This window comes from Streptomyces sp. NPDC050433 (genome assembly GCF_044458565.1).
Lineage (GTDB): Bacteria > Actinomycetota > Actinomycetes > Streptomycetales > Streptomycetaceae > Streptomyces.
This window is the reverse complement of record NZ_JBITIB010000027.1, coordinates 102771-123267: the sequence shown is the minus strand read 5'-3', so window position 1 is coordinate 123267 and position 20497 is coordinate 102771. Positions and strand designations below refer to the sequence as shown.

The 20497-nt window shown below is 71.0% G+C and carries 14 protein-coding genes, 1 pseudogene and 1 riboswitch; of the genes and pseudogenes, 2 read left to right on the top strand and 13 right to left on the bottom strand.

Going from position 1 to position 20497, the window contains the following annotated elements; all coding sequences use genetic code 11:
* The 4 genes and pseudogenes from ACIBLA_RS28755 to ACIBLA_RS28740 form a co-directional block, all read right to left on the bottom strand.
* Window positions 1-135 (bottom strand): annotated as a pseudogene (locus ACIBLA_RS28755) (thymidine kinase); the annotation flags it as partial.
* A gap of 67 nt (window positions 136-202) precedes the next feature.
* On the bottom strand, window positions 203-1435 hold the full coding sequence (locus ACIBLA_RS28750) for an alkaline phosphatase family protein (protein ID WP_399200316.1): 1233 nt from the start codon (window positions 1433-1435) through the stop codon (window positions 203-205).
* Window positions 1435-2034: a DUF5998 family protein gene (locus ACIBLA_RS28745; RefSeq protein ID WP_363245134.1), complete on the bottom strand. Its 600-nt coding sequence runs from the start codon at window positions 2032-2034 to the stop codon at window positions 1435-1437. Before ACIBLA_RS28745 ends, ACIBLA_RS28750 begins: the two co-directional genes overlap by 1 nt.
* 50 nt (window positions 2035-2084) lie before the next feature.
* Entirely contained in the window at window positions 2085-5432 is a 3348-nt protein-coding gene (locus tag ACIBLA_RS28740; protein ID WP_399200315.1) for a GNAT family N-acetyltransferase, read from the bottom strand.
* A gap of 133 nt (window positions 5433-5565) precedes the next feature.
* Here ACIBLA_RS28740 and ACIBLA_RS28735 point away from each other — a divergent pair, with 133 nt between their 5' ends.
* A complete protein-coding gene (locus ACIBLA_RS28735) occupies window positions 5566-5847 on the top strand; it encodes an HPr family phosphocarrier protein (RefSeq protein WP_363245136.1) in 282 nt (93 codons plus the stop codon).
* Window positions 5848-5923: 76 nt separating this feature from the next.
* On the opposite strand, the gene ACIBLA_RS28730 is transcribed toward ACIBLA_RS28735, so the two are convergent.
* The 3 genes from ACIBLA_RS28730 to ACIBLA_RS28720 form a co-directional block, all read right to left on the bottom strand.
* Window positions 5924-6736: a M23 family metallopeptidase gene (locus ACIBLA_RS28730; protein ID WP_363245137.1), complete on the bottom strand. Its 813-nt coding sequence runs from the start codon at window positions 6734-6736 to the stop codon at window positions 5924-5926.
* A gap of 12 nt (window positions 6737-6748) precedes the next feature.
* A riboswitch (cyclic di-AMP (ydaO/yuaA leader) is annotated at window positions 6749-6915 on the bottom strand.
* Between the two features lie 218 nt (window positions 6916-7133).
* Complete coding sequence (locus ACIBLA_RS28725; RefSeq protein ID WP_363245149.1) at window positions 7134-8501, bottom strand: pitrilysin family protein; 1368 nt, start codon at window positions 8499-8501, stop codon at window positions 7134-7136.
* A 23-nt stretch (window positions 8502-8524) separates the two neighbouring features.
* Window positions 8525-9901 carry a pitrilysin family protein gene (locus tag ACIBLA_RS28720; RefSeq protein WP_363245150.1) on the bottom strand — a complete coding sequence of 459 codons (1377 nt, stop codon included), beginning with the start codon at window positions 9899-9901 and terminating at the stop codon, window positions 8525-8527.
* 323 nt (window positions 9902-10224) lie between these two features.
* On the opposite strand from ACIBLA_RS28720, the gene ACIBLA_RS28715 reads away from it, so the two are divergent.
* The gene (locus ACIBLA_RS28715; RefSeq protein WP_399200314.1) at window positions 10225-12675 is read left to right on the top strand and encodes a DNA topoisomerase (ATP-hydrolyzing) subunit A; all 2451 of its coding nucleotides are present in this window, start codon (window positions 10225-10227) and stop codon (window positions 12673-12675) included.
* Between the two features lie 21 nt (window positions 12676-12696).
* On the opposite strand, the gene ACIBLA_RS28710 is transcribed toward ACIBLA_RS28715, so the two are convergent.
* The 6 genes from ACIBLA_RS28710 to ACIBLA_RS28685 all read right to left on the bottom strand — a co-directional run bounded on the left by ACIBLA_RS28710 (window position 12697) and on the right by ACIBLA_RS28685 (window position 20421).
* On the bottom strand, window positions 12697-13782 hold the full coding sequence (locus ACIBLA_RS28710) for a CobW family GTP-binding protein (protein ID WP_399200313.1): 1086 nt from the start codon (window positions 13780-13782) through the stop codon (window positions 12697-12699).
* Window positions 13783-13900: 118 nt separating this feature from the next.
* A complete protein-coding gene (locus tag ACIBLA_RS28705; protein ID WP_363245140.1) occupies window positions 13901-15553 on the bottom strand; it encodes an alpha-amylase family glycosyl hydrolase in 1653 nt (550 codons plus the stop codon).
* Between the two features lie 124 nt (window positions 15554-15677).
* Complete coding sequence (locus ACIBLA_RS28700; protein WP_363245141.1) at window positions 15678-16607, bottom strand: carbohydrate ABC transporter permease; 930 nt, start codon at window positions 16605-16607, stop codon at window positions 15678-15680.
* 13 nt (window positions 16608-16620) lie between these two features.
* Window positions 16621-17586: a sugar ABC transporter permease gene (locus tag ACIBLA_RS28695; protein ID WP_363245142.1), complete on the bottom strand. Its 966-nt coding sequence runs from the start codon at window positions 17584-17586 to the stop codon at window positions 16621-16623.
* A 132-nt stretch (window positions 17587-17718) separates the two neighbouring features.
* Window positions 17719-19137 (bottom strand): extracellular solute-binding protein, encoded by a 1419-nt coding sequence (locus tag ACIBLA_RS28690; protein ID WP_399200312.1) that lies wholly within the window; start codon window positions 19135-19137, stop codon window positions 17719-17721.
* Between the two features lie 270 nt (window positions 19138-19407).
* Window positions 19408-20421, bottom strand: a complete 1014-nt coding sequence (locus ACIBLA_RS28685; RefSeq protein ID WP_363245144.1) for a LacI family DNA-binding transcriptional regulator — start codon at window positions 20419-20421, stop codon at window positions 19408-19410.
* Between the last annotated feature and the right edge of the window lie 76 nt (window positions 20422-20497).

The window sequence follows — 20497 nt, the reverse complement described above, 5'->3', positions numbered from 1 at the left end:
CCCCTCACCCGCGCGGTCGTCACGGGTGAATATCATGCCGAGGAGGCCACGGGCCGAGCGGTTGTGCTCGATCTGAAGAGCCAGGGTGCTCTTTCCGCAGTCCATCGTTCCGGAGAAGAACACCAGCTCGGGCATGAGGAAGTGACGGCCTTTCAGATACGGATGGGGCGGGGGGTGCCCCGGTGGCCACCGGGGCGGGCGGCTACGAGCGTACTTCGAGGAGGGGTACCAACTGCTCGACGGGGGTCATCGAACCGTGCATCCCGACCATCCCGGACTCGCGCGGCTCCTGGACGGACGCGGTGATCACCACGTCGTCGTGGGCGGCGGCGACGACATCGCCGATCCGGCCGTGCACCCGCTCCTCGACCGTGCCGGGCGGGCCGAACCAGCCGGCGGCGACGGCCTCGTCGCGGCTCGCGACCCAGAACTGCTCGCCCAGTACTTCGCGCCAGACGGTGAGGACGTCCGCCTCGGCGCCCTTGACCGCGTAGACGTGGCGGGCGCGGCCCTCGCCGCCGAGGAGGGCGACGCCGGCGCGCAGCTCCCAGTCCTCGTCGAAGTCGATCCGTGACCGCTCGTCGAAGGGGATGTCGATCATGCCGTGGTCGGCGGTGATGTACAGGGCCGAACGGGGCGGCAGCTGCTCGGCGAGGCGCTGGGCGAGCCGGTCGACGTACATCAGCTGGCCGCGCCAGGCGTCGGAGTCCGTGCCGAACTTGTGGCCCTTGCCGTCGACCTCGCTGTAGTACGTGTAGACCAGCGACCGGTCCCCCGCGGCCAGTTGGGCGGCGGCGAGGTCCATGCGCTCCTCGCCGGAGAGGCGGCCGTGGAAGGTGCCGCCGCTCAGGGCCACCTCGGTGAGCGGGGTGCGTTCGAAGATCGGGGACGACACCTGCGCGGTGTGGATCCCGGCGGCGTCGGCGAGCTGGAAGACCGTGGGATACGGCTGCCAGGCGTGCGGGTCGGTCCACGGGCGCCAGCGGAGCTGGTTCATCAGGGCGCCGGTCGCGGGGTCGCGCACCGTGTAGCCGGGCAGGCCGTGGGCGCCCGGCGGCAGGCCCGTACCGATGGAGGCGAGGGAGGTCGCGGTGGTGGCGGGGAAGCCGACGGTGATGGGCCGGCCGGTGCCGCCGCGTGAGGTGCCGAGCAGCGACGTCAGATACGGCGCCTCGGCCGGGTGGTCTTTTATCTGCTGCCAGCCGAGGCCGTCGATCAGGAAGACGCAGTTGCGGTCGGCAGGGGTGAGTTCGGGGATGACGGCGGCCGGGGTGCCGGGTGCGGCGCCGGGTGCGGTTCCCGGGACGGAGACGCCCTGGCCCGCGACGAGGGTGGGCAGCAGGTCGGCGAGCGAGCCGCCGCCGTACTCGGGGACGGGCGCGGTGTGCAGGGCGAGCGGGACCGGGTCCTGCCAGGCGGCGGGCGGGGCGGCCATCAACGGCCGGTCGACGAGGGGGTGGCCGCGGTGGCTTCGGAGAGCGACTGGGCGAAGACGAGCGTCTGCCGTACGGTGTCGGGTCCGTCACCGGCCTCGCTGACGCGCAGGCTCAGGTCGTCGGCCGTGGAATTGCCGGTGTAGCCGTGGTCCGCCTCGCAGTTCGGGTCACCGCAGGCGGCGGGCTCCAGATCGATCCGGGCGACGGCGCCCCAGCCGATGGTGAGGACGACCTCGCGGGGCAGGGTGCCGGGGGTGTACGACTCGGGGTTCGCGACGACGCGGCTGACCACGACGGACGAGATCCGGTCCAGCTTCACGGACTCGGTCGAGGTGGTGGCGTACGGCGTCGGCGAACTGGTGTCGGCGGCCTGCTCGTCGGTGTGACTGACGATGAAGCGGTGGGCGGTGAGGACGAGAACGGTGACATGCCGGCGGACCTCGTTGGAGTCGAACGTCGTCTCCTGGTGCACCAGATACGAAGCGATCTGCTCACCTCCGACAGCGGCCTCCACCGCTTCGGCCACGAGAGCCGGGTAGTAGCCGCTGCGCTCGATCGCCGTGCGCAGCCCCTGGGTCGTCGTACCGGTCTTCGCCATGGCCCCATCCTACGGTGGCGGGGTGTATGGCCAGCACCGTGTGGACCCCCTCAGTAACTGGGGAGGCGGCGGGGGCCGAGGTCGTCGCGGGACGGGGGCGGGGCGAGGCGGACGCTCGCGCCGAGTACGGAGAGGCCGTGCGCGGCGACCACCACCGGTTCGAGCGTGACGGAGACGATCTCCGGGTGGTCGTCGACGAGCCGGGACACGCGGAGCAGCAGTTCTTCGAGGGCGTCCGTGTCGACGGGCGCGGAGCCGCGCCAGCCGAAGAGGAGTGGTGCCGTGCGGATGGACCGGAGCAGTTCGGCGGCCTCGCGGTCGGTGACGGGGACGAGCCGGTGCGCCAGGTCGCCCAGCAGCTCGGAGGCCACGCCCGCCAGCCCGAACGAGAGCACGGCGCCGGCGGCCGGGTCGATGACGGCGCGCACGACGGTGTCCACCCCGCGCGGTGCCATCGCCTGGACGACGGGCCGCAGCCCGGCGGGCCCGCCGAGCAGGTCGGTCAGTTCGCGGTACGCCGTCCGCACCTGGGCCTCGTCGGTGAGATCGAGCCGTACGCCGCCGAGGTCGGCCCGGTGGCGCAGATGCGGCGCGGTGGTCTTGAGCGCGACGGGGTATCCGAGCCGCGCGGCGGCTTCGACGGCGTCGTCGGGGCCGGGCGCGGGCAGCGTGGGCCGTACGGCGATCCCGTACCGCGCGAGCAGTTCACGGGTGTCGTCGTCACCGAGGCTCATCCCCTGCGGGTCCGGGGACTCCGCGCCGAGCACCCGGTCGATGAGCCCGGCGGCCCCGCTCTCGTCGATGTCGTCGTACTCGGGGACCTTGCCGGGCTCGGCGGCCTGCCGCCGCCACTGCGCGTAGGTGACGGCCTGACTGAGCGCACGCACGGCGCGCTCGGCGGCGGGGTAGGCGGGGATCCGGCCGGGGGTGGTGGCCTGGTGGTCTGCGCCACCCGGCGGGGCACCCCCGGTGCCGGACACCGGCACTGCCGGGGAACCGGGGTCGGTACCGGGGGGTGTGGCTGCCGCCGAGGGGGTGTCACCGGTGCCGCGCGCGGGCGGGGGCGGGGTGGCGGGAGTGGTGCCCGAGGGGACCTGGCCGGTGCGGGCCGGCCTGTCCTCGGCCTCGTGGCCGGCGCCTTCGACGGCTCGACGTGCCGACGCTCCTGCGGAGCCACCCGACGCGGGCGGGTCGGTCGGGGAGAGCTGACCACGACCGGTCGGCCTGTCCCCGGCCATGGCACCGGCGCCTTCGGCAGCCGGACCTGGCGACGCTTCTCTGGTAGGGCTGCTCGCTCCTTCGACCGCCGGGCCGCCAACCGGCGTGGCAGCCCGGCCGGGATCCGGCGCGGCGTGGGCGGGCGGGGTGACTTCCCCCGGTCCGCTCGCCGGCCCGGCGGGGAGGTCGGACGCCCCGGCCCCCGCCGTTGGCGGGGTCACCTCGGCGGGCGTCCCGTCGCCCCGGCCGGTCGCGGGCCCTCCCGCCCCGTCGGCGGACCCCGGTGGGCCGGACCCCGGCTCCGGGCCCGGTCGGGGGGCCGTTGTCGTGGCTGTCGAGAGGGCCTTCGCGAGGCCGCCGATCTCCACGTGGACCACCGTCACCGGCTTCGCCGGCGACGTCGAGGCCGCCTCGCGCAGTGCCGTCGCCAGGACCTCGCCGTCGCCCGACTCCATCGCGCCGTTCTCGCCGACCCAGGGGATCGCCGTGACGACGACCGCGTCGCAGCCCGGGTCCGCGAGTGCCGTGGCCAGTGCCGTACGGAAGTCCTCGGGGCGGGCCGACGTCGTGAGGTCGAGCGGGGGCAGCGGGCGCAGGCCCTCCGTCAGGCAGGCGTCGTACGTGAGGAGCCCGAGTGATTCGGAGTTGCCGAGGATCGCCACGCGCGGCCCCGCCGGCAGGGGCTGGGTCGCGAGCAGGACGCCCGCGTCCACCAGCTCCGTGACGGTGTCCGCGCGGATCACCCCCGCCTGGCTGAGCAGCGCCGAGACCGTCGCGTCCGGGATGCGCGTGACCGGTACCGCGTGCCCCGGCGGCGCGCTGCCGCTGTGCCGCGCGCCCTTCGCGACGACGACCGGCTTCACCGCCCCCGTACGCCTCGCCAGGCGTGTGAACTTCCGTGGGTTGCCGATCGATTCGAGGTACAGCAGCACGACGTCGGTGTCCGGGTCGTCGTGCCAGTACTGGAGGAAGTCGTTGCCCGAGACGTCCGCCCGGTTGCCCGCCGAGATGAAGGTCGACAGGCCCGCGCCGCGCCGCACCAGCCCGGCGAGCAGCGCGATGCCGATCGCGCCCGACTGGGTGAAGAGACCGATCCGCCCCCGGTCGGGCGGCTCGGGCGCGAGTGAGGCGTTCAGCCGGACGGGCGGCGAGGTGTTGATGACGCCGAAGGCGTTGGGGCCGATGACCCGCATTCCGTACGAGCGTGCCTGCCGCACGAGTTCACGCTGCCGCTCCCGCCCGGCGGGCCCGCTCTCGGCGTATCCGGCGGACAGGACGACCAGGCCCCGGACGCCGTGTTCGCCGCAGTCGGCGACGACTTCGGGCACCCGTTCGGCGGGGACGGCGACGATCGCGAGGTCGACGGGCTGTCGCAGCTCCGCGAGGGAGCGCGCGGCCGGGACGCCGTCGATCTCGGTCCGGTCCGGGGGCAGGGCGGCGTTCACCGCGTACGTACGCCCCGTGAAGCCCCCGTCGACGAGATTGCGCAGCACGGCGCGCCCGACGCCGCCCGGCGTACGTCCGGCGCCGACGACGGCCACCGACGACGGGCCGAGGAGCCGCTGCACGGAGCGCGCCTCGGCGCGCTGCTCGCGGCCCCGCTGGACGGCGAGGGATTCGGCGGTCGGTTCGAGGTCGAGGACAAGACGGACCGCGCCGTCCTCGAAGCTGCGTTTCTGGGTGAACCCGGCGTCCCGGAACACCTTGATCATCTTGTTGTTGGCGGGCAGCACCTCCGCCGCGAAGCGCCGGATCCCGCGCTCGCGCGCCACCGCGGCGATGTGTTCGAGGAGCGCGGAGGCGATGCCGCGCCCCTGGTGCGCGTCCTGGACGAGGAAGGCGACCTCAGCCTCGTCGGCGGGCTCCGACGCGGGCATGCCGCGGGCGTCGATCCGGTCGTAGCGGACGGTGGCGACGAACTCGCCGCCGACGGTGACTGCGAGCCCCACCCGGTCCACGTAGTCGTGGTGGGTGAACCGGTGGACGTCCTTGTCGGAGAGCCGGGGGTAGGGCGCGAAGAAGCGGTAGTACTTCGACTCGTCCGAGACCTGTTCGTAGAAGCTGACCAGCCGCTCGGCGTCGTCGGTGGTGATGGGCCGGACGCGGGCGGTGCCTCCGTCGCGCAGGACCACGTCTGCTTCCCAGTGATCGGGGTAGGCGTGCTGCGACGGCGGCGTCATGGGGAGAGCCTACGGCGCGCGCACCGGTAGCGTCGGCTCCTGCGCCGGGGCAGTCTGGGGGTGCCTCACCAGGCAGTTACGGGGCACATGAGACACTGGTCTAGACAACAACTGTGACTTGAAGGGCAACACCATGGCTGAGCGCCGCGTCAACGTCGGCTGGGCCGAGGGCCTGCACGCCCGTCCCGCCTCCATCTTCGTCCGCGCCGCCACGGCCTCCGGTGTTCCGGTGACGATCGCCAAGTCCGACGGCAGCCCGGTCAACGCCGCGTCGATGCTCGCCGTGCTGGGTCTGGGCGCGCAGGGCGGCGACGAGATCGTCCTGTTCTCCGACGCGGACGGCGCCGAAGCCGCGCTGGACCGGCTGGCGCGGCTCGTCGCCGAGGGCCTGGACGAACTGCCCGAGACCGTCTGAGCCCTCAGGTACGGACGGCACGGCGAGGGCCCCGGCAGCAGGACTGCCGGGGCCTTCGTCGTGTTGGCGTATCGGGTCAGACGCTCACGCCGTGCGCGCGCAGATACGCGACCGGGTCGATGTCGGAGCCGTACTCCGCGCTCGTCCGCGCCTCGAAGTGCAGGTGCGGGCCGGTGGTGTTGCCGGTCGAGCCCGAGAGGCCGATCTGCGTGCCCGGAGCGACGCTCTGGCCGACGGAGACGCCGAGCGAGGAGAGGTGCCCGTACTGGGTGTAGCTGCCGTCGTTCATCCGGATGACGACATTGTTGCCGTACGCGCCGCCCCAGCCGGCCTCGACGACGGTGCCCGCGCCGACGGCCACGACCGAAGTGCCCGACGCCGCGCGGAAGTCGACGCCGGAGTGGCTGCCGGAGGACCAGAGCGCCCCTCCGGTCCGGTAGCCGGTGGTGAGCGAGGAGCCGGCGACCGGGAGCCGGTAGGAGTTGAGGCGCTTGCGCTCCGCGGCCCGTGCCGCGCGCTCCTTGGCCGCACGGACCTCCTTGGCGCGGGCCTCCGCCTTGCGCTTCGCCTCGGCCTTGGCACGGGCGGCGGCCTTCGCCGCCGCCTTCGCCTCCGCGGCCTTCCGGGCGGCCAGGTGCTGCGCGTCGGCCTGGGCGTCGATCGTCGCGGCGAGCGAGTCGTCGATGACGATGGCGCGGACGGGGGTGACCGGGGCGGCCTGGGCGGCCTCCTGTGCGACGGCCGCGTCCGCGTCGGCGGCGAGGGCCGGGGATCCGAGGGTGCCGATGACACCGGCGGCGGTGAGAGTCGCGACTCCGGCCATGTTCGCGCCTCGGCGCGTCATTCGGCTCCGGGCACGGTGCTTCCCGGTGGCACGGGTGAACGCCATGAAGTGGCTGGTCCTTTCCTTCCTTCTCGCCTACCGGGTTAGCTGACGGGTTCGGAGCAGGAAGGTCTCCTACGGGTTCCTCCGCGGATCACGCGAAGGCTCCCGATTCACCCCAGGGACACGAGTGGGTCCCCGGCTCCCCCGGCTCGCGCCTGACGGGGACTCGGCGATGGCTGTCCGGTGCCGCGGCTGCGGCGGGCTCTGACGAACAGCCGGACCGACGCTAAGGGGTCATCTTTCAATCACCAAACAGACAGCCCCATTTGTAGTGCACGCCACAGGGCATTCAGGCAACCTCCTTACGAATACGGACATAACAGAGGGCCCCGGCGACAGGTTCGTCACCGGGGTCCCCTTTATCCGTATCGCGCCGCCCGTATCGCGGAGCTGCTTCCGCTCAGCCGGTGACGACCTTCACCTCGCCGATGCCCAGGGCCTCGACCGGCTCCCGGATCACGGAGGCGTCCCCGACCAGCACCGTGACGAGCCGGTCGCCCGGGAAGGCGCTGACGACCGCGGCCGTCGCCTCGACCGTGCCGGTCTCGGCCAGCCGCGCGTACAGCCGCGCCTGGAAGTCGTCCGGGAGGTGCTGCTCGACCTGGTCGGCGAGCGTGTCCGCGACGGACGCGGCCGTCTCGTACTTCAACGGCGCGACGCCGACCAGATTCTGTACGGCCGTCTCACGCTCGGGGTCCGTCAGCCCGTCGGCCGCGAGCGTACGCAGGACCGTCCACAGGTCCTCCAGCGCGGGCCCGGTCGACTCGGTGTCCACGGAGCCGCTGATGGCGAGCATGGAGGCGCCCGTGCCGTGCGGGTCGGAGCGCAGCACCTGCGCGAAGGCCCGCACGCCGTACGTGTAGCCCTTCTCCTCACGCAGCACCCGGTCGAGCCGGGAGGTGAGCGTGCCGCCCAGGCAGTATGTGCCGAGCACCTGGGCCGGCCAGACGCGGTCGTGCCGGTCGGGGCCGACCCGGCCGATCAGGAGCTGGGTCTGGACCGCTCCGGGCCGGTCCACGATCACCACACGGCCGGTGTCGTCGGCGGTCACCGGCGGCACGGGGCGCGGCTCGGAGGTGTCGCCCGTCCAGTCGCCGAGGGTGTCGGCGAGCAGCGCGTCGACGTCGACGCCGGTGAGGTCGCCGACGATCACCGCGGTGGCGGTGGCGGGGCGGACATGCGCGTCGTAGAAGGCGCGGACGCCCTTCGCGTCGATGCGTCCGACGGTCTCCTCGGTGCCCTGGCGGGGGCGCGACATGCGCGAGGTGGCCGGGAACAGCTCCTTGGAGAGCTGCTTCGCCGCGCGGCGGGCCGGATTGGCCTGCTCGTGCGGGATCTCGTCCAGCCGGTTCGTGACGAGCCGGCCGACCTCGCTCTCCGAGAACAGCGGCGCGCGCAGGGCGTCGGAGAGCAGGCCGAGCGCCTTGGGCAGCCGGGAGACGGGGACTTCCAGGGAGACCCGGACGCCGGGGTGGTCGGCGTGCGCGTCGAGGGTGGCGCCGCAGCGCTCCAGCTCGGCGGCGAACTCCTCGGCGGTGTGCTTGTCGGTGCCCTCGGACAGCGCGCGGGCCATGATCGTGGCGACGCCGTCCAGGCCCTCGGGCTCCGCCTCCAGCGGGGCCGCGAGGGAGATCTCGACGGCCACCACCTGCTGGCCGGGGCGGTGGCAGCGCAGGACCGTCAGGCCGTTGGGCAGTGCGCCCCGCTCGGGTGCGGGGAACGCCCAGGGCCTGGCCTCGCCGGCCGTCGGCTGCGGGTGGAACTCCATCGTCATGGTCACGGCAGCGTCGGTCACTGGTCCGCCTTTTCGCGCTGGTCGGGGGTCTCGTCGGTGCTCTCGTCGGAGGCGGCGTCGTCGTCCTCGGCGGTCGTGGGCTCGTAGACCAGCACCGCCCTGTTGTCCGGACGCAGCCGGGCCGCGGCCACCGCGCGCACCTCGTCGGCCGTGACGTCGAGCACCCGCTGGACGGCGGTCAGCGCCAGCTGCGGGTCGCCGAACAGCACCGTGTACCGGCACAGTTCGTCCGCGCGGCCCGCGACCGTACCGAGCCGGTCCAGCCATTCGCGCTCCAACTGGGCCTGGGCGCGCTCCATTTCCTCGGCCGTGGGGCCCTCGGCCGCGAACCGGGCCAGCTCCTCGTCGACCGCGGCCTCGATCTGCGGCACCTCGACACCGCTGGACGTCTTCACGTCCAGCCAGCCGAGCGAGGGCGCACCGGCCAGGCGCAGCAGCCCGAATCCGGCGGCGACGGCCGTACGGTCGTGGCGCACCAGGCGGTTGTGGAGGCGGGAGGACTCGCCGCCGCCGAGGACGGTGAGCGCCAGGTCGGCGGCGTCGGCCTCGCGGGTGCCGTCCTGCGGCAGCCGGTAGGCGGCCATCAGCGCGCGCGCCGGGACGTCCTCGTGGATCTCCTCGCGCAGCTGCTCGCCGATGACCTCGGGCAGCGCGCCGTCGCGCGGCGCCTGCTTCCCGTCGTGACCGGGGATCGAGCCGAAGTACTTCTCGACCCAGGCGAGTGTCTGCTCGGGGTCGATGTCGCCGACGACCGAGAGCACCGCGTTGTTCGGCGCGTAGTACGTACGGAAGAACTGCCGGGCGTCTTCGAGCGTCGCCGCGTCCAGGTCGGCCATCGAGCCGATCGGGGTGTGGTGGTACGGGTGGCCCTCGGGGTAGGAGAGCGCGGTCAGGCGCTCGAAGGCGGTGCCGTAGGGCACGTTGTCGTAACGCTGGCGGCGTTCGTTCTTCACGACGTCGCGCTGGTTCTCCATCCCCTCGTCGTCCAGGGCGGAGAGCAGCGAGCCCATACGGTCGGCCTCCAGCCAGAGGGCCAGCTCCAGCTGGTGGGTGGGCATGGTCTCGAAGTAGTTGGTGCGCTCGAAGCTGGTGGTGCCGTTGAGCGAGCCGCCGGCGCCCTGCACCAGTTCGAAGTGACCGTTGCCCTTCACCTGCTTCGAGCCCTGGAACATCAGGTGCTCGAAGAGGTGGGCCAGGCCCGTACGGCCCTTGACCTCGTGGCGTGAGCCGACGTCGTACCAGAGGCAGACCGCGGCGACCGGGGTCAGGTGGTCCTCGGAGAGCACCACGCGCAGTCCGTTGGCGAGCCGGTGCTCGGTCGCTGTCAGGCCGCCGGAACCGGCCTGCGCTGTGGCCGTGTGACCCATGGGCATGTACGTCCCTTCGATCGCGATATGGAGAAGTCCTGCCACTGTATGCAAGCGTGCCGACGCCTGGCGAAGTTCCCGTGTCGAGCCAAGCGGCGTCCACTCGCCATCGGCTTGACATCGGTGCTCCGTCGGCCCGGCGTGGGCTCCGTGTGAGTCGGCCGCGGGGCCGCGCACGGCCGCCGGAAACGGCGCCTCGGGCCGTTCAACGACGGGTCGAGGTCGGCGTTGTCGGTGCGGCGGGCCACAATGGTCGGCGTCAGTTCCCCGAGTTGTCCGCACGTTGACCGTCCAGACCCGCACAGACCTGTGAAGGAGCCGCAGCAGCGATGGCCCGCCGCAGCACGAAGACCCCGCCGCCCGAGGACTTCGAGGAGAAGATCCTCGACATCGACGTGGTCGATGAAATGCAGGGCTCCTTCCTTGAGTACGCGTATTCGGTGATCTACTCGCGCGCCCTGCCGGACGCGCGGGACGGCATGAAGCCGGTGCACCGCCGCATCGTGTACCAGATGAACGAGATGGGCCTGCGACCCGACCGCGGCTATGTGAAGTGCGCCCGCGTCGTCGGCGAGGTGATGGGCAAGCTGCACCCGCACGGGGACGCGTCGATCTACGACGCCCTCGTCCGGATGGCACAGCCGTTCTCGATGCGGCTGCCGCTGGTCGACGGGCACGGCAACTTCGGCTCCCTCGGCAACGACGACCCGCCGGCCGCCATGCGGTACACGGAGTGCCGGATGGCTGACGCCACGTCACTCATGACGGAGTCGATCGACGAGGACACCGTCGATTTCCAGTCGAATTACGACGGCCAGGAGCAGGAACCGGTCACGCTGCCCGCCGCGTATCCGAATCTGCTGGTCAACGGCGCCTCCGGGATCGCCGTCGGTATGGCGACGAACATGGCGCCGCACAATCTGGGCGAGGTCATCGCCGCGGCCCGGCATCTGATCAAGCACCCGGGCGCCGACCTGGACACGCTGATGCGGTACGTGCCGGGGCCCGATCTGCCCACCGGTGGCCGGATCGTGGGGCTCCAGGGCATCAGGGACGCCTACGAGAACGGGCGCGGAACGTTCAAGATCCGCGCCACCGTCACCGTGGAGGACGTCACCGCGCGCCGCAAGGGCCTCGTCGTCACCGAACTGCCCTTCACCGTCGGCCCGGAGAAGGTGATCGCCAAGATCAAGGACCTCGTCTCGGCGAAGAAGCTGATGGGCATCGCCGACGTCAAGGACCTCACCGACCGGCAGCACGGGCTGCGCCTGGTCATCGAGATCAAGAACGGCTTCATCCCCGAGGCCGTGCTGGAGCAGCTCTACAAGCTGACGCCGATGGAGGAGACCTTCGGCATCAACAACGTGGCGCTGGTGGACGGCCAGCCGCTGACGCTGGGCCTCAAGGAGCTGCTGGAGGTCTATCTCGACCACCGTTTCACGGTAGTGCGCAGGCGCAGCGAGTTCCGCCGGACCAAGCGGCGCGACCGGCTGCATCTGGTCGAGGGGCTGCTCGTCGCGCTCGTCGACATCGACGAGGTCATCCGTCTCATCCGGTCGAGCGACAACTCGGCGCAGGCCAAGGAGCGGCTGATCGAGCGCTTCTCGCTGAGCGACATCCAGACGCAGTACATCCTGGACACGCCGCTGCGCCGGCTCACCCGGTTCGACCGGATCGAGCTGGAGAGCGAGCGCGACCGGCTCAACGGCGAGATCGACGAGCTGACCGGGATCCTGGAGTCGGACGCCGAGCTGCGCAAGCTCGTCTCGGCCGAACTGGCCACGGTGGCGAAGAAGTTCGGTACGGACCGGCGCACGGTGCTGCTGGAGTCGGGCAGCTCGCCGGTCGCCGCGGTGCCGCTGGAGGTGGCCGACGACCCGTGCCGGGTGCTGATGTCCTCCACCGGGCTGCTGGCGCGTACGGCCAACGGCGGGCCGCTGGGCCCCGGCGACGGCAAGCGGGTGAAGCACGACGTGATCGTCTCGGCGGTGCCCGCCACCGCGCGCGGCGAGGTCGGAGCGGTCACCTCGACGGGTCGGCTGCTGCGGATCTCCGTCATCGACCTGCCACAACTGCCCGACACCGCCTCGGCGCCGAACCTGTCGGGCGGGGCGCCGCTCGCGGAGTTCCTGACGCTGGAGCCCGACGAGGACCTGGTCTGTCTGACGACGCTGGACGAGTCCTCGCCCGGTCTGGCGCTGGGCACGCTCCAGGGCGTCGTCAAGCGGGTCGTCCCCGACTACCCGTCCAACAAGGACGAGTTGGAGGTCATCGGTCTCAAGGAGGGTGACCGGGTGGTGGGCGCGGCCGAGCTGCGTACGGGCGAGGAGGATCTGGTCTTCATCACGTCCGACGCCCAACTGCTGCGCTACCAGGCCTCGCAGGTCCGGCCGCAGGGCCGGCCCGCCGCGGGCATGGCGGGCATCAAGCTGGCCGACGGGGCCTCGGTGATCTCCTTCACGGCGGTCGACCCGGCGGGCGACGGGGTGGTCTACACGGTCGCGGGCTCGCACGGCACGCTGGACGACTCGGAGACGACGGCGAAGCTCACGCCGTTCGACCAGTATCCGCGCAAGGGGCGGGCCACCGGCGGGGTGCGCTGCCAGCGCTTCCTCAAGGGCGAGGATCTGCTGATCTTCGCCTGGGCGGGCGCGGCCCCGGCGCGGGCCGCGCAGAAGAACGGGTCTCCGGCGAAGCTGCCGGAGCTGGATCCGCGCAGGGACGGTTCGGGTACGCCGCCGCCGTCGGTCGTCGCCGTCCTGGCGGGTCCGGCGAGCTGACGTACCGCCTCACCGTCGCGCTCAGACCGGGTCGGCGGCCTCCTCGGCCGCCGGCCCGGACCGAACGTACCGAAGGACGCCCCACATGGCGGACTCCTCCGCGCCGCGGGCGGCGTCCGCCCCGGTGACGGCGCAGACCGCCAGCTCCTTCTCCAGGGCGTCGCGGTCGATGCCGGAGCCGATGAGCACGAGCTGGGTGCGGCGCTCGGCGCCTCGTGGCCACGGCTGCGGGTAGAAGCGCAGGAAGCGGCCGACGGCGTGTACGGCGTACCGGTTGCCGGGGTCGGCCGCGCCGAAGTCCACGAAGCCCTTGATCCGGTAGAGCCCCTCCGGCCGTGAGTCGAGGAAGGCCATGAGCCGGCGCGGGTCCATGGCGGCCGGTTCGTCGAACGACAGGCTCTCGTACGCGGTGTGCGGGTGGTGCGCATGCTCGTGCCCGTCGTCGGCCGTCAGGTCCTCGAAGGAGAGCTGGCGGGCCTTCTCGTCCTCGGCGGGGCGTGTGGCGGGGTCGAAGAGCAGGCCGGGATCGATCCTCCCGTACGACGCGGAGACCACCGCCGCTTCCGGCGCGAGCGCCCCGGTCTCCCGGCGGACGCGCTCGTGTTCGGCCGGTGTCACGCGGTCGGTCTTGTTCAGGACGACCAGGTCCGCGATGGCGAGGTGCCGGTCGGTCTCGGGGTGGCGCGCGCGGGTGGCGTCGAACTCGGCCGCGTCCACGACCTGGACGAGCCCTCCGTACACCGTGCGCGGATTGTCGCCGGCGAGGATCATCCGGACGAGTTCCTGCGGCTCGGCGAGGCCGCTCGCCTCGATGACGATGATGTCGATCCGTGCGGCGGGGCGGCTCAACCGCTCCAGATAGCCGTCCAGTTCGCTCGCGTCGACGGCACAGCACAGGCAGCCGTTGCCGAGGGAGACCGTGGAGCCGACCTGGCCCGCGACGGTCATGGCGTCGATCTCGACCGCCCCGAAGTCGTTGACGACGACGGCGATACGGTTGCCGGCCCGGCGCCGCAGCAGATGGTTGAGCAGCGTCGTCTTGCCCGAGCCGAGGAAGCCCGCGAGGACGACCACCGGAATCTGTCGGCCGGCCGTGCTCGGATCCAAGACCGTGCTCCCTTTTCCCGAGGGCGGACAGGTCCGTGCACCTGCCCGCTCCAGGATAGGAGCGGACGGGCGCACCACCTCGGCGGGTCCGTCCGCTGTCCCGCCCGCCCCGCGGGTTTCAGCTCCGCAGCCAGGCCGCGGTGTCCTGCGGCAGCCTCCCCTCGTCGTCGAGCGGGCCGCTGGTCAGCAGAACGCTGCTGTGGCCGGGCAGCTCAGCGGGAGGCCCGGCGAGGTTGACGACGCAGATCAGGCCGTCGGTACGGGTGAAGGACAGCACGCCGGGACCGGACGGCAGCCAGGTCAGCTGCGGCTCGACGGCAGCGCCCTCGGAAGCACCGTCCCCCGGCGCGCGGACCACGGCGAATCCCGGCTCCGTACGGCGCAGCCGCAGGGCCTGCCGGTAGAGGCTGAGCATCGACCGCGGATCGTCCGCCTGGAGGTCGGCGGCGTACTTCGCCCAGTTCTCCGGCTGCGGCAGCCACGGCTCGCTGTCCGCGCCGAAGCCGGCGTACGGCGCGTCGGCCGTCCAGGGCAGCGGTACGCGGCAGCCGTCCCGGCCCGGATCCGTACCGCCGGAGCGGAAGTGCATCGGGTCCTCGATGCGGTCGCGCGGTATGTCGGCCTCGGGCAGGCCCAGTTCCTCTCCCTGGTAGATGTACACGGCGCCGGGAAGCGCCAGCGAGAGCAGCGCGGCGGCGCGCGCCCGTCCGGTGCCCAGCTCCAGGTCGGTCGGGGTGCCGAAGGCCTTCGCCGCGAAGTTGAAGCCGGTGTCCTCGCGCCCGTAGCGGGTCACGGTGCGGGTGACGTCGTGGTTGGCGAGCACCCAGGTGGCGGGGGCGCCGACCGGCGCGTGCTCGGCGAGCGTGTCGTCGACGGCGGTCCGCAGCAGGTCCGCGTCCCAAGGGCAGGACATGAAGCCGAGGTTGAAGGCGGTGTGCAGTTCGTCGGGGCGCAGATAGCGGGCGAAGCGTTCGGCGTCGGGGAGCCAGACCTCGCCGACGAAGATGCCGCCGTACTCGTCGGCGATGGTGCGCCACGAGCGGTAGATGTCGTGGAGTTCGTCGCGGTCCACGAAGGGGTGGGCGTCGGCGCCGGGGGTGAAGTCGGGCAGGCCGGGGTCCTTGGCGGGCAGGACGGCCGAGTCGATCCGTACACCGGCCACGCCCCGGTCGAACCAGAAGCGCAGCACGTCCTCGTGCTCCCGGCGGACCGCCGGGTGGGCCCAGTTGAGGTCGGGCTGTCCGGTGGCGAACAGATGCAGATACCAGTCGCCGTCCGCCAGTCGGGTCCACGGGACGCCGCCGAACTCGGACACCCAGTTGTTCGGGGGCAGTTCGCCGTCGGCCCCGCGCCCCGGACGGAAGTGGAACAGTTCGCGCTCGGGGCTGCCCGGTCCGGCCGCCAGCGCCGCCTTGAACCAGACGTGCTGGTCGGACACATGGTTGGGCACGATGTCGACGATCGTGCGGATGCCCAGCTCACGGGCCTCGGCGATCAGTTTCTCCGCCTCGGCGAGGGTGCCGAAGGCCGGGTCGATGGTCCGGTAGTCGGCCACGTCGTACCCGCCGTCGGCGAGGGGCGAAAGATACCAGGGGGTGAACCACAGTGCGTCCACGCCCAGTTCCACGAGATACGGCAGCCTGGCGCGCACGCCGGCGAGATCGCCGGTGCCGTCGCCGTCGCCGTCGGCGAAGCTGCGTACATAGACCTGGTAGATGGCGGCGTCGCGCCACCATTCGACGGTGGCCTCGGCCGGCTGGTTGGCTGCCACGTGACGTTCCTTTCGGGCAGGTGGTACTCCGCCGCCGGCCCCCCGGACGACGGGGCGCGCTGGTGGGTGGGCCGGCGGCGGAGTGATGGTGGGGAGCGGGTCGTCGTACGAGCGGGAAGGACGATCAGCCCTTGAGGCCGCCCGCGGTCAGACCGCTCATGATGTTGCGCTGGAAGAGCAGGAAGATGAGCAGCGTCGGGACGGACGCGATGGTGAGCGCGGCGATCAGGACGTTCTCCGGTACCCCGCTCGCGAGCGAGTAGATGCCCACGTTCAGGGTCTGTCTGGCCGGATCGGGCAGGGTCAGCATCGGCCAGAGGAAGTCCTTCCAGACGCCCACGACCGCGAAGATCGACACGACTCCGAGGATCGGCCGGGAGATCGGCAGCACCACGGATCTCAGGGTGCGCGTCGCCGATGCGCCGTCGATGGCCGCCGCGTCCAGCAGCTCCCGTGGGATCGAGTCGAAGAATCTCTTGAGCAGGAAGATGTTGAAGGCGTTGGTGACGGACGGAAGCCAGATCACCCAGGGCGAGTTGAGCAGGTTCCGTTCGACGATCGGTACGTCGAGCACGGTCAGGTACTGCGGTACGACGAGGACGGTCGCCGGGATCATCAGCGTCATCAGCATCAGGCCGAGGATGGCCTTGCCGAAGACCGGCCGCAGCTTGGAGAGCGAGTAGGCGGCGGCCACGTCGAAGACGAGCTGGAAGGCGAGCGCGCCGAACGCGTAGTACAAGGTGTTGAACAGCAGCTTGGCCAGGTCCATGACCTTCCAGGCCTGCTCGTAGTTCTCCGGGTGTACGGAGGTGGGGAAGGCCGTCGGCGGGCTCTGCACCACTTCCTGGGTGGTCTTGAGACCGCCGGTGACCATCCAGTAGAGCGGCCCGAGGAAGACCAGCGTGAAGAGGAGTACCACCAGGGCGAAGACGATCCAGTAGACGGCCCTGCCGCGGGATCTGCCCAGTTGGGCAGGTGAGATCAAGGTCCGCGGGCGGGCGACTTCGACGGTGGCGGCTCGCTTGCGCCGGGGTATGAGTGTGTTCGCTGTCATGCCTTCTCTCCCCTCACTCGTCTTCGCTGCCGCGGCTGAGCCGCACGTACACCGCGGAGAAGCCCGCGAGGAGTACGAGCAGGACGAGTCCGAGTGCCGCCGCACTGCCGTAGTTGTTGAAGTTGAACGCGTACTGGTAGATGAGATAGACGACCGTCGTCGTCGACCCTTCCGGCCCGGCCCCGTTGGTGAGCAGGAACGGCTCGGTGAATACCTGCATCGTCGCGATGATCTGCATGAGCAGCATCAGCGAGAGAATGAGCCTGGTCTGCGGGATGGTGACGTGCCAGACCTTGCGGAGGATTCCCGCGCCGTCGAGTTCGGCCGCCTCGTACAGCTCACCGGGAATCGACTGGAGCGCGGCGAGATAGATCAGGGTCGCGCCGCCCATGTTCATCCAGGTCGCGGCGATGACCACGGAGAGCATGGCGGTGTCGGTGTCCTGGAGCCACTGTTGGGCGGGGAGTCCGAAGGCTTCCAGGATGCGGTTGAACAGGCCGTATCCGGGGTCGTAGAAGTATTTGAAGAGCAGCACCGAGGCGACCGGCGGAAGCATGACCGGGAGATAGACGAGCAGTCGCAGATATCCCTGGCCGTGCCGGAACTCGTTGATGACGACGGCGATGAGGAAAGGGACGACGAATCCCAGCAGCAGGGCGAGTGCGGTGAACAGCAGTGTGTTGCGCCACGCCTGCCAGAAGGCGGGGTCGTTGAAGATGTAGGTGAGGTTGGACCAGCCGGCCCAGGTGGTCTCTCCGTTCTCGTTCTTCTGGAAGGCCAGGACGAATTCCCTGACCATCGGATACCAGGAGAAGAACGAGAAGCAGAGTACGGCTCCGATCAGGAACCCGTGCGCCGAGAGATTGCGGCGCACGGAGCGCAGGAACTCCTCGCGGGCGGAGTCCGTCCTGCTGGAGCCGGGGCGTCGTCCGGGGCTCGGCTCTCTCGCCTCGCTCTTGGACAGGGTGGGGGCCGACATGGTCTCTCCTCGGTGCCGGGTGCGCAGACTCGTTGACTCGGGGCCGGGGCGGGACCAGGGCGGGGCCGGGCCTGGGCCGGGGCGGGACCGGATGACGTGACCCGGTCCCGCGCGTCCGTGACCGCGCGTCCCTTACTGAGTCGCCAGGACCTGGTTGACCTGCTTCTCGGCGGCCGACAGGAGCTTGTCGACGTCCGCGTCCTTGTTGGTCAGCACACCCGACATCGCGACGTCGAGGATCTTGTAGATCTCCTGCGCCTTCGGCGGCTCGGCCTTGCCCTTGACCGGGTTGTCCATGAAGGGCTTGAAGTTCTCGACCGGCATCGTGGCGTGCTCGCCGCGCAGCGCGTCGTCCTTGGCCTTGGACTCACCGAGCCAGAAGTTCGGCTGCGGCAGCCCGACGGGGAGCTTGTCGGCCTTGCTGCGCTCCCAGTCGAACTGTCCCTTGCCGGGAGAGAGGAACTTGAAGTTCTGCCAGGCGATGGCGGCCTTGATCTTGTCGGGCGAACTGCCCTTCTTGATCATGTAGTTGTTGCCGCCGAAGAGGGTCGCCTCGGCGCCGGGGATCGGTCCCATGCCGAAGTTCTCGTACTTCGCGCCGAGTTGCTGGACCATGTACGTGATGTCGTCGGGCGCCGCGAGGAACATGCCCAGCTTGTCGGTGGCTATCTGCTTCTGCAGGTCACCCCACTTGAGGAGCTGGGTCTTGCCCATGCTGTCGTCGTCCCACCGCATGGTGCGCAGGTTCTCAAGGACCTGCTTGCCCAGGTCGGTGTTGAACGCGGCCTTCTTGCCTGTGGAGTCGACGACCTCGCCGCCGAGACCGTAGATCGATGCCGTGAAGTGCCAGCCGCCGTTGTTGCCAGCGCTGTACTCGCCGAAGCCGGAGACGCCGCCGCCGATCCCGGAGATCTTCTTCGAGGCCGTACGGACCTCTTCCCATGTGGTGGGGGGCGAGTTGGGGTCCAGTCCGGCCTGCTCGAAGAGCTTGCGGTTGATCAGCAGGCCCATGGTGTAGTTGCTGGTGGGCAGCCCGTAGAGCTTGCCGTCCTGCTTAAGCACGTCCAGGACGTTCGGGTCGATGTCCTTCAGCGCGGGCACCGACGTGTCGTTGACGTACGCCGAGATGTCCTCGGCGCCGTCGTTGTCCAGCACCTGCTGCAGGTCGGTGAAGTAGGTGTAGTACACGTCGGGCTGGGACTTGGCCTTGAGCATCGCGGTGAAGCGCGGCGGCTCCAGGCACTGGCCGGGTGTGGACTTCCCGTTGATCTTGACGTTCGGGTACGTCTTGTTGAACTCCTTGACGTCCTCGTTCCACTCCTTCAGCTCCGCCGCCTTGGCGGCGGGCGGCATGCAGTCGATCGAGAGCGTCACCTCGGCCTTCGGGTCCAACGGCGCTGACGGGTCGGACGACCCGCCGCCGGAATCGCCGTCGTCGTCGCTACTGCTGCTCGTGCCGCAGGCGGCGAGAGTCAGGGCGAGCACGGTGACGACGGCGGCCACGGCGGTGCGGTCGGTACGGCGAATACGGCGGAACCCAGCACTTCTCATCGATGGTCCCCTTCGGGCATGAGCGTGGAAGGCCCGCGGCTGAACTCTGCCGGGGCGCGGCACACTCAACCACCGCCGACAGGAGACCGCAAGATCTCGCGCCGATTTCGTAAAAGTTTGACAGCCCTTCGCGTCGACCATGACCAGCACCGGGGACGGGAGTTGGACAGGGCGGGATTTGTCTGACAGGACCCGCAGGACGAGCACAGGGCCCCCGAGGGGGCCCTGAGGAGTTTGCGAGGGACACCGGAGCCGGCGGCCCGGACCGCCCTAACGCCGGGACTGCGCCTGCGCCGTCGAGCCCCGTACGACCAGTTCCGGCTCGAACAGCAGCTCACCGGGCGGCACGGCGCCGCCCTGGATCTGGGCGCACAGCAACTCCACCGCGGCGCGCCCCATCGCCTCGATGGGCTGACGGACGGTCGTCAGCGGCGGCTCTGTGCAGTTCATGAAGGCGGAGTCGTCGTACCCGACGACGGAGACCTCGCCGGGGACGCCGAGTCCGCGCCGGCGGGCGGCCCGTACGGCTCCGAGGGCCAGCGGGTCACTCGCGCAGATGATGCCGGTGACGCCGCGGTCCAGCAGCCGCGTCGCGGCGGCCTGGCCGCCTTCCAAGGAGAACATCGACCGCTCGACGTGCTCGTCGGGCAGGGACTCCCCCGCCGCCTTCACGATCGCGAGCGCGGCGGCGAGCTTGCGCCGTGACGGTACGTGGTCGGCCGGGCCGAGCACGAGGCCGATGCGCCGGTGCCCCAGCGACTCCAGATGCCTCCACGCCTGCTCCACGGCGACGCCGTCGTCGCAGGCGATGGTCGGGAAGTCCAGATTCTCTATGGGCGCGTTGATGAGCACGACCGGGATCCTGCGCTCGTGCAGCTGCCGGTAGTGCTCGTGGGGCGCGTCGGCCTGGGCGAACAGGCCGCCGGCGAACACGACTCCGGACACCTGCTGCTGGAGCAGCAGTGCGACGTAGTCCGCCTCGGAGACGCCGCCCTTGGTCTGGGTGCACAGGACGGGGGTGAGCCCCTGCTGCGCCAGCGCGCCGCCGATCACCTCGGCCAGGGCCGGAAAGATCGGGTTCTGCAGCTCGGGCAGGACCAGGCCGACCAGTCTGGCGCGCTCGCCGCGCAGTTGCGTCGGCCGCTCGTAGCCCAGCACGTCCAGGGCTGTCAGCACGGACTGCCGCGTGGCCTCGGAGACTCCCGGCTTGCCGTTGAGCACCCGGCTGACCGTGGCCTCGCTGACCCCAACCTTCTTAGCCACCTGAGCAAGTCGTCGCGTCATACACGCAAGACTAGCGCAAGGAATGCAAGCTACTTACTTCTCAGCGTAAAGCGCCTGCACAACGGTGGTGCCGTCC

What these genes read in the sequence shown, in the direction of transcription:
- ACIBLA_RS28750 (WP_399200316.1), bottom strand. Translation starts at nt 1,435, where the DNA reads ATGGCCGCCCCGCCCGCCGCCTGGCAGGACCCGGTCCCGCTCGCCCTG.
- ACIBLA_RS28745 (WP_363245134.1), bottom strand. Translation starts at nt 2,034, where the DNA reads ATGGCGAAGACCGGTACGACGACCCAGGGGCTGCGCACGGCGATCGAG.
- ACIBLA_RS28740 (WP_399200315.1), bottom strand. Translation starts at nt 5,432, where the DNA reads ATGACGCCGCCGTCGCAGCACGCCTACCCCGATCACTGGGAAGCAGAC.
- ACIBLA_RS28735 (WP_363245136.1), top strand. Translation starts at nt 5,566, where the DNA reads ATGGCTGAGCGCCGCGTCAACGTCGGCTGGGCCGAGGGCCTGCACGCC.
- ACIBLA_RS28730 (WP_363245137.1), bottom strand. Translation starts at nt 6,736, where the DNA reads ATGGCGTTCACCCGTGCCACCGGGAAGCACCGTGCCCGGAGCCGAATG.
- ACIBLA_RS28725 (WP_363245149.1), bottom strand. Translation starts at nt 8,501, where the DNA reads ATGGAGTTCCACCCGCAGCCGACGGCCGGCGAGGCCAGGCCCTGGGCG.
- ACIBLA_RS28720 (WP_363245150.1), bottom strand. Translation starts at nt 9,901, where the DNA reads ATGCCCATGGGTCACACGGCCACAGCGCAGGCCGGTTCCGGCGGCCTG.
- ACIBLA_RS28715 (WP_399200314.1), top strand. Translation starts at nt 10,225, where the DNA reads ATGGCCCGCCGCAGCACGAAGACCCCGCCGCCCGAGGACTTCGAGGAG.
- ACIBLA_RS28700 (WP_363245141.1), bottom strand. Translation starts at nt 16,607, where the DNA reads ATGACAGCGAACACACTCATACCCCGGCGCAAGCGAGCCGCCACCGTC.
- ACIBLA_RS28695 (WP_363245142.1), bottom strand. Translation starts at nt 17,586, where the DNA reads ATGTCGGCCCCCACCCTGTCCAAGAGCGAGGCGAGAGAGCCGAGCCCC.
- ACIBLA_RS28690 (WP_399200312.1), bottom strand. Translation starts at nt 19,137, where the DNA reads ATGAGAAGTGCTGGGTTCCGCCGTATTCGCCGTACCGACCGCACCGCC.
- ACIBLA_RS28685 (WP_363245144.1), bottom strand. Translation starts at nt 20,421, where the DNA reads ATGACGCGACGACTTGCTCAGGTGGCTAAGAAGGTTGGGGTCAGCGAG.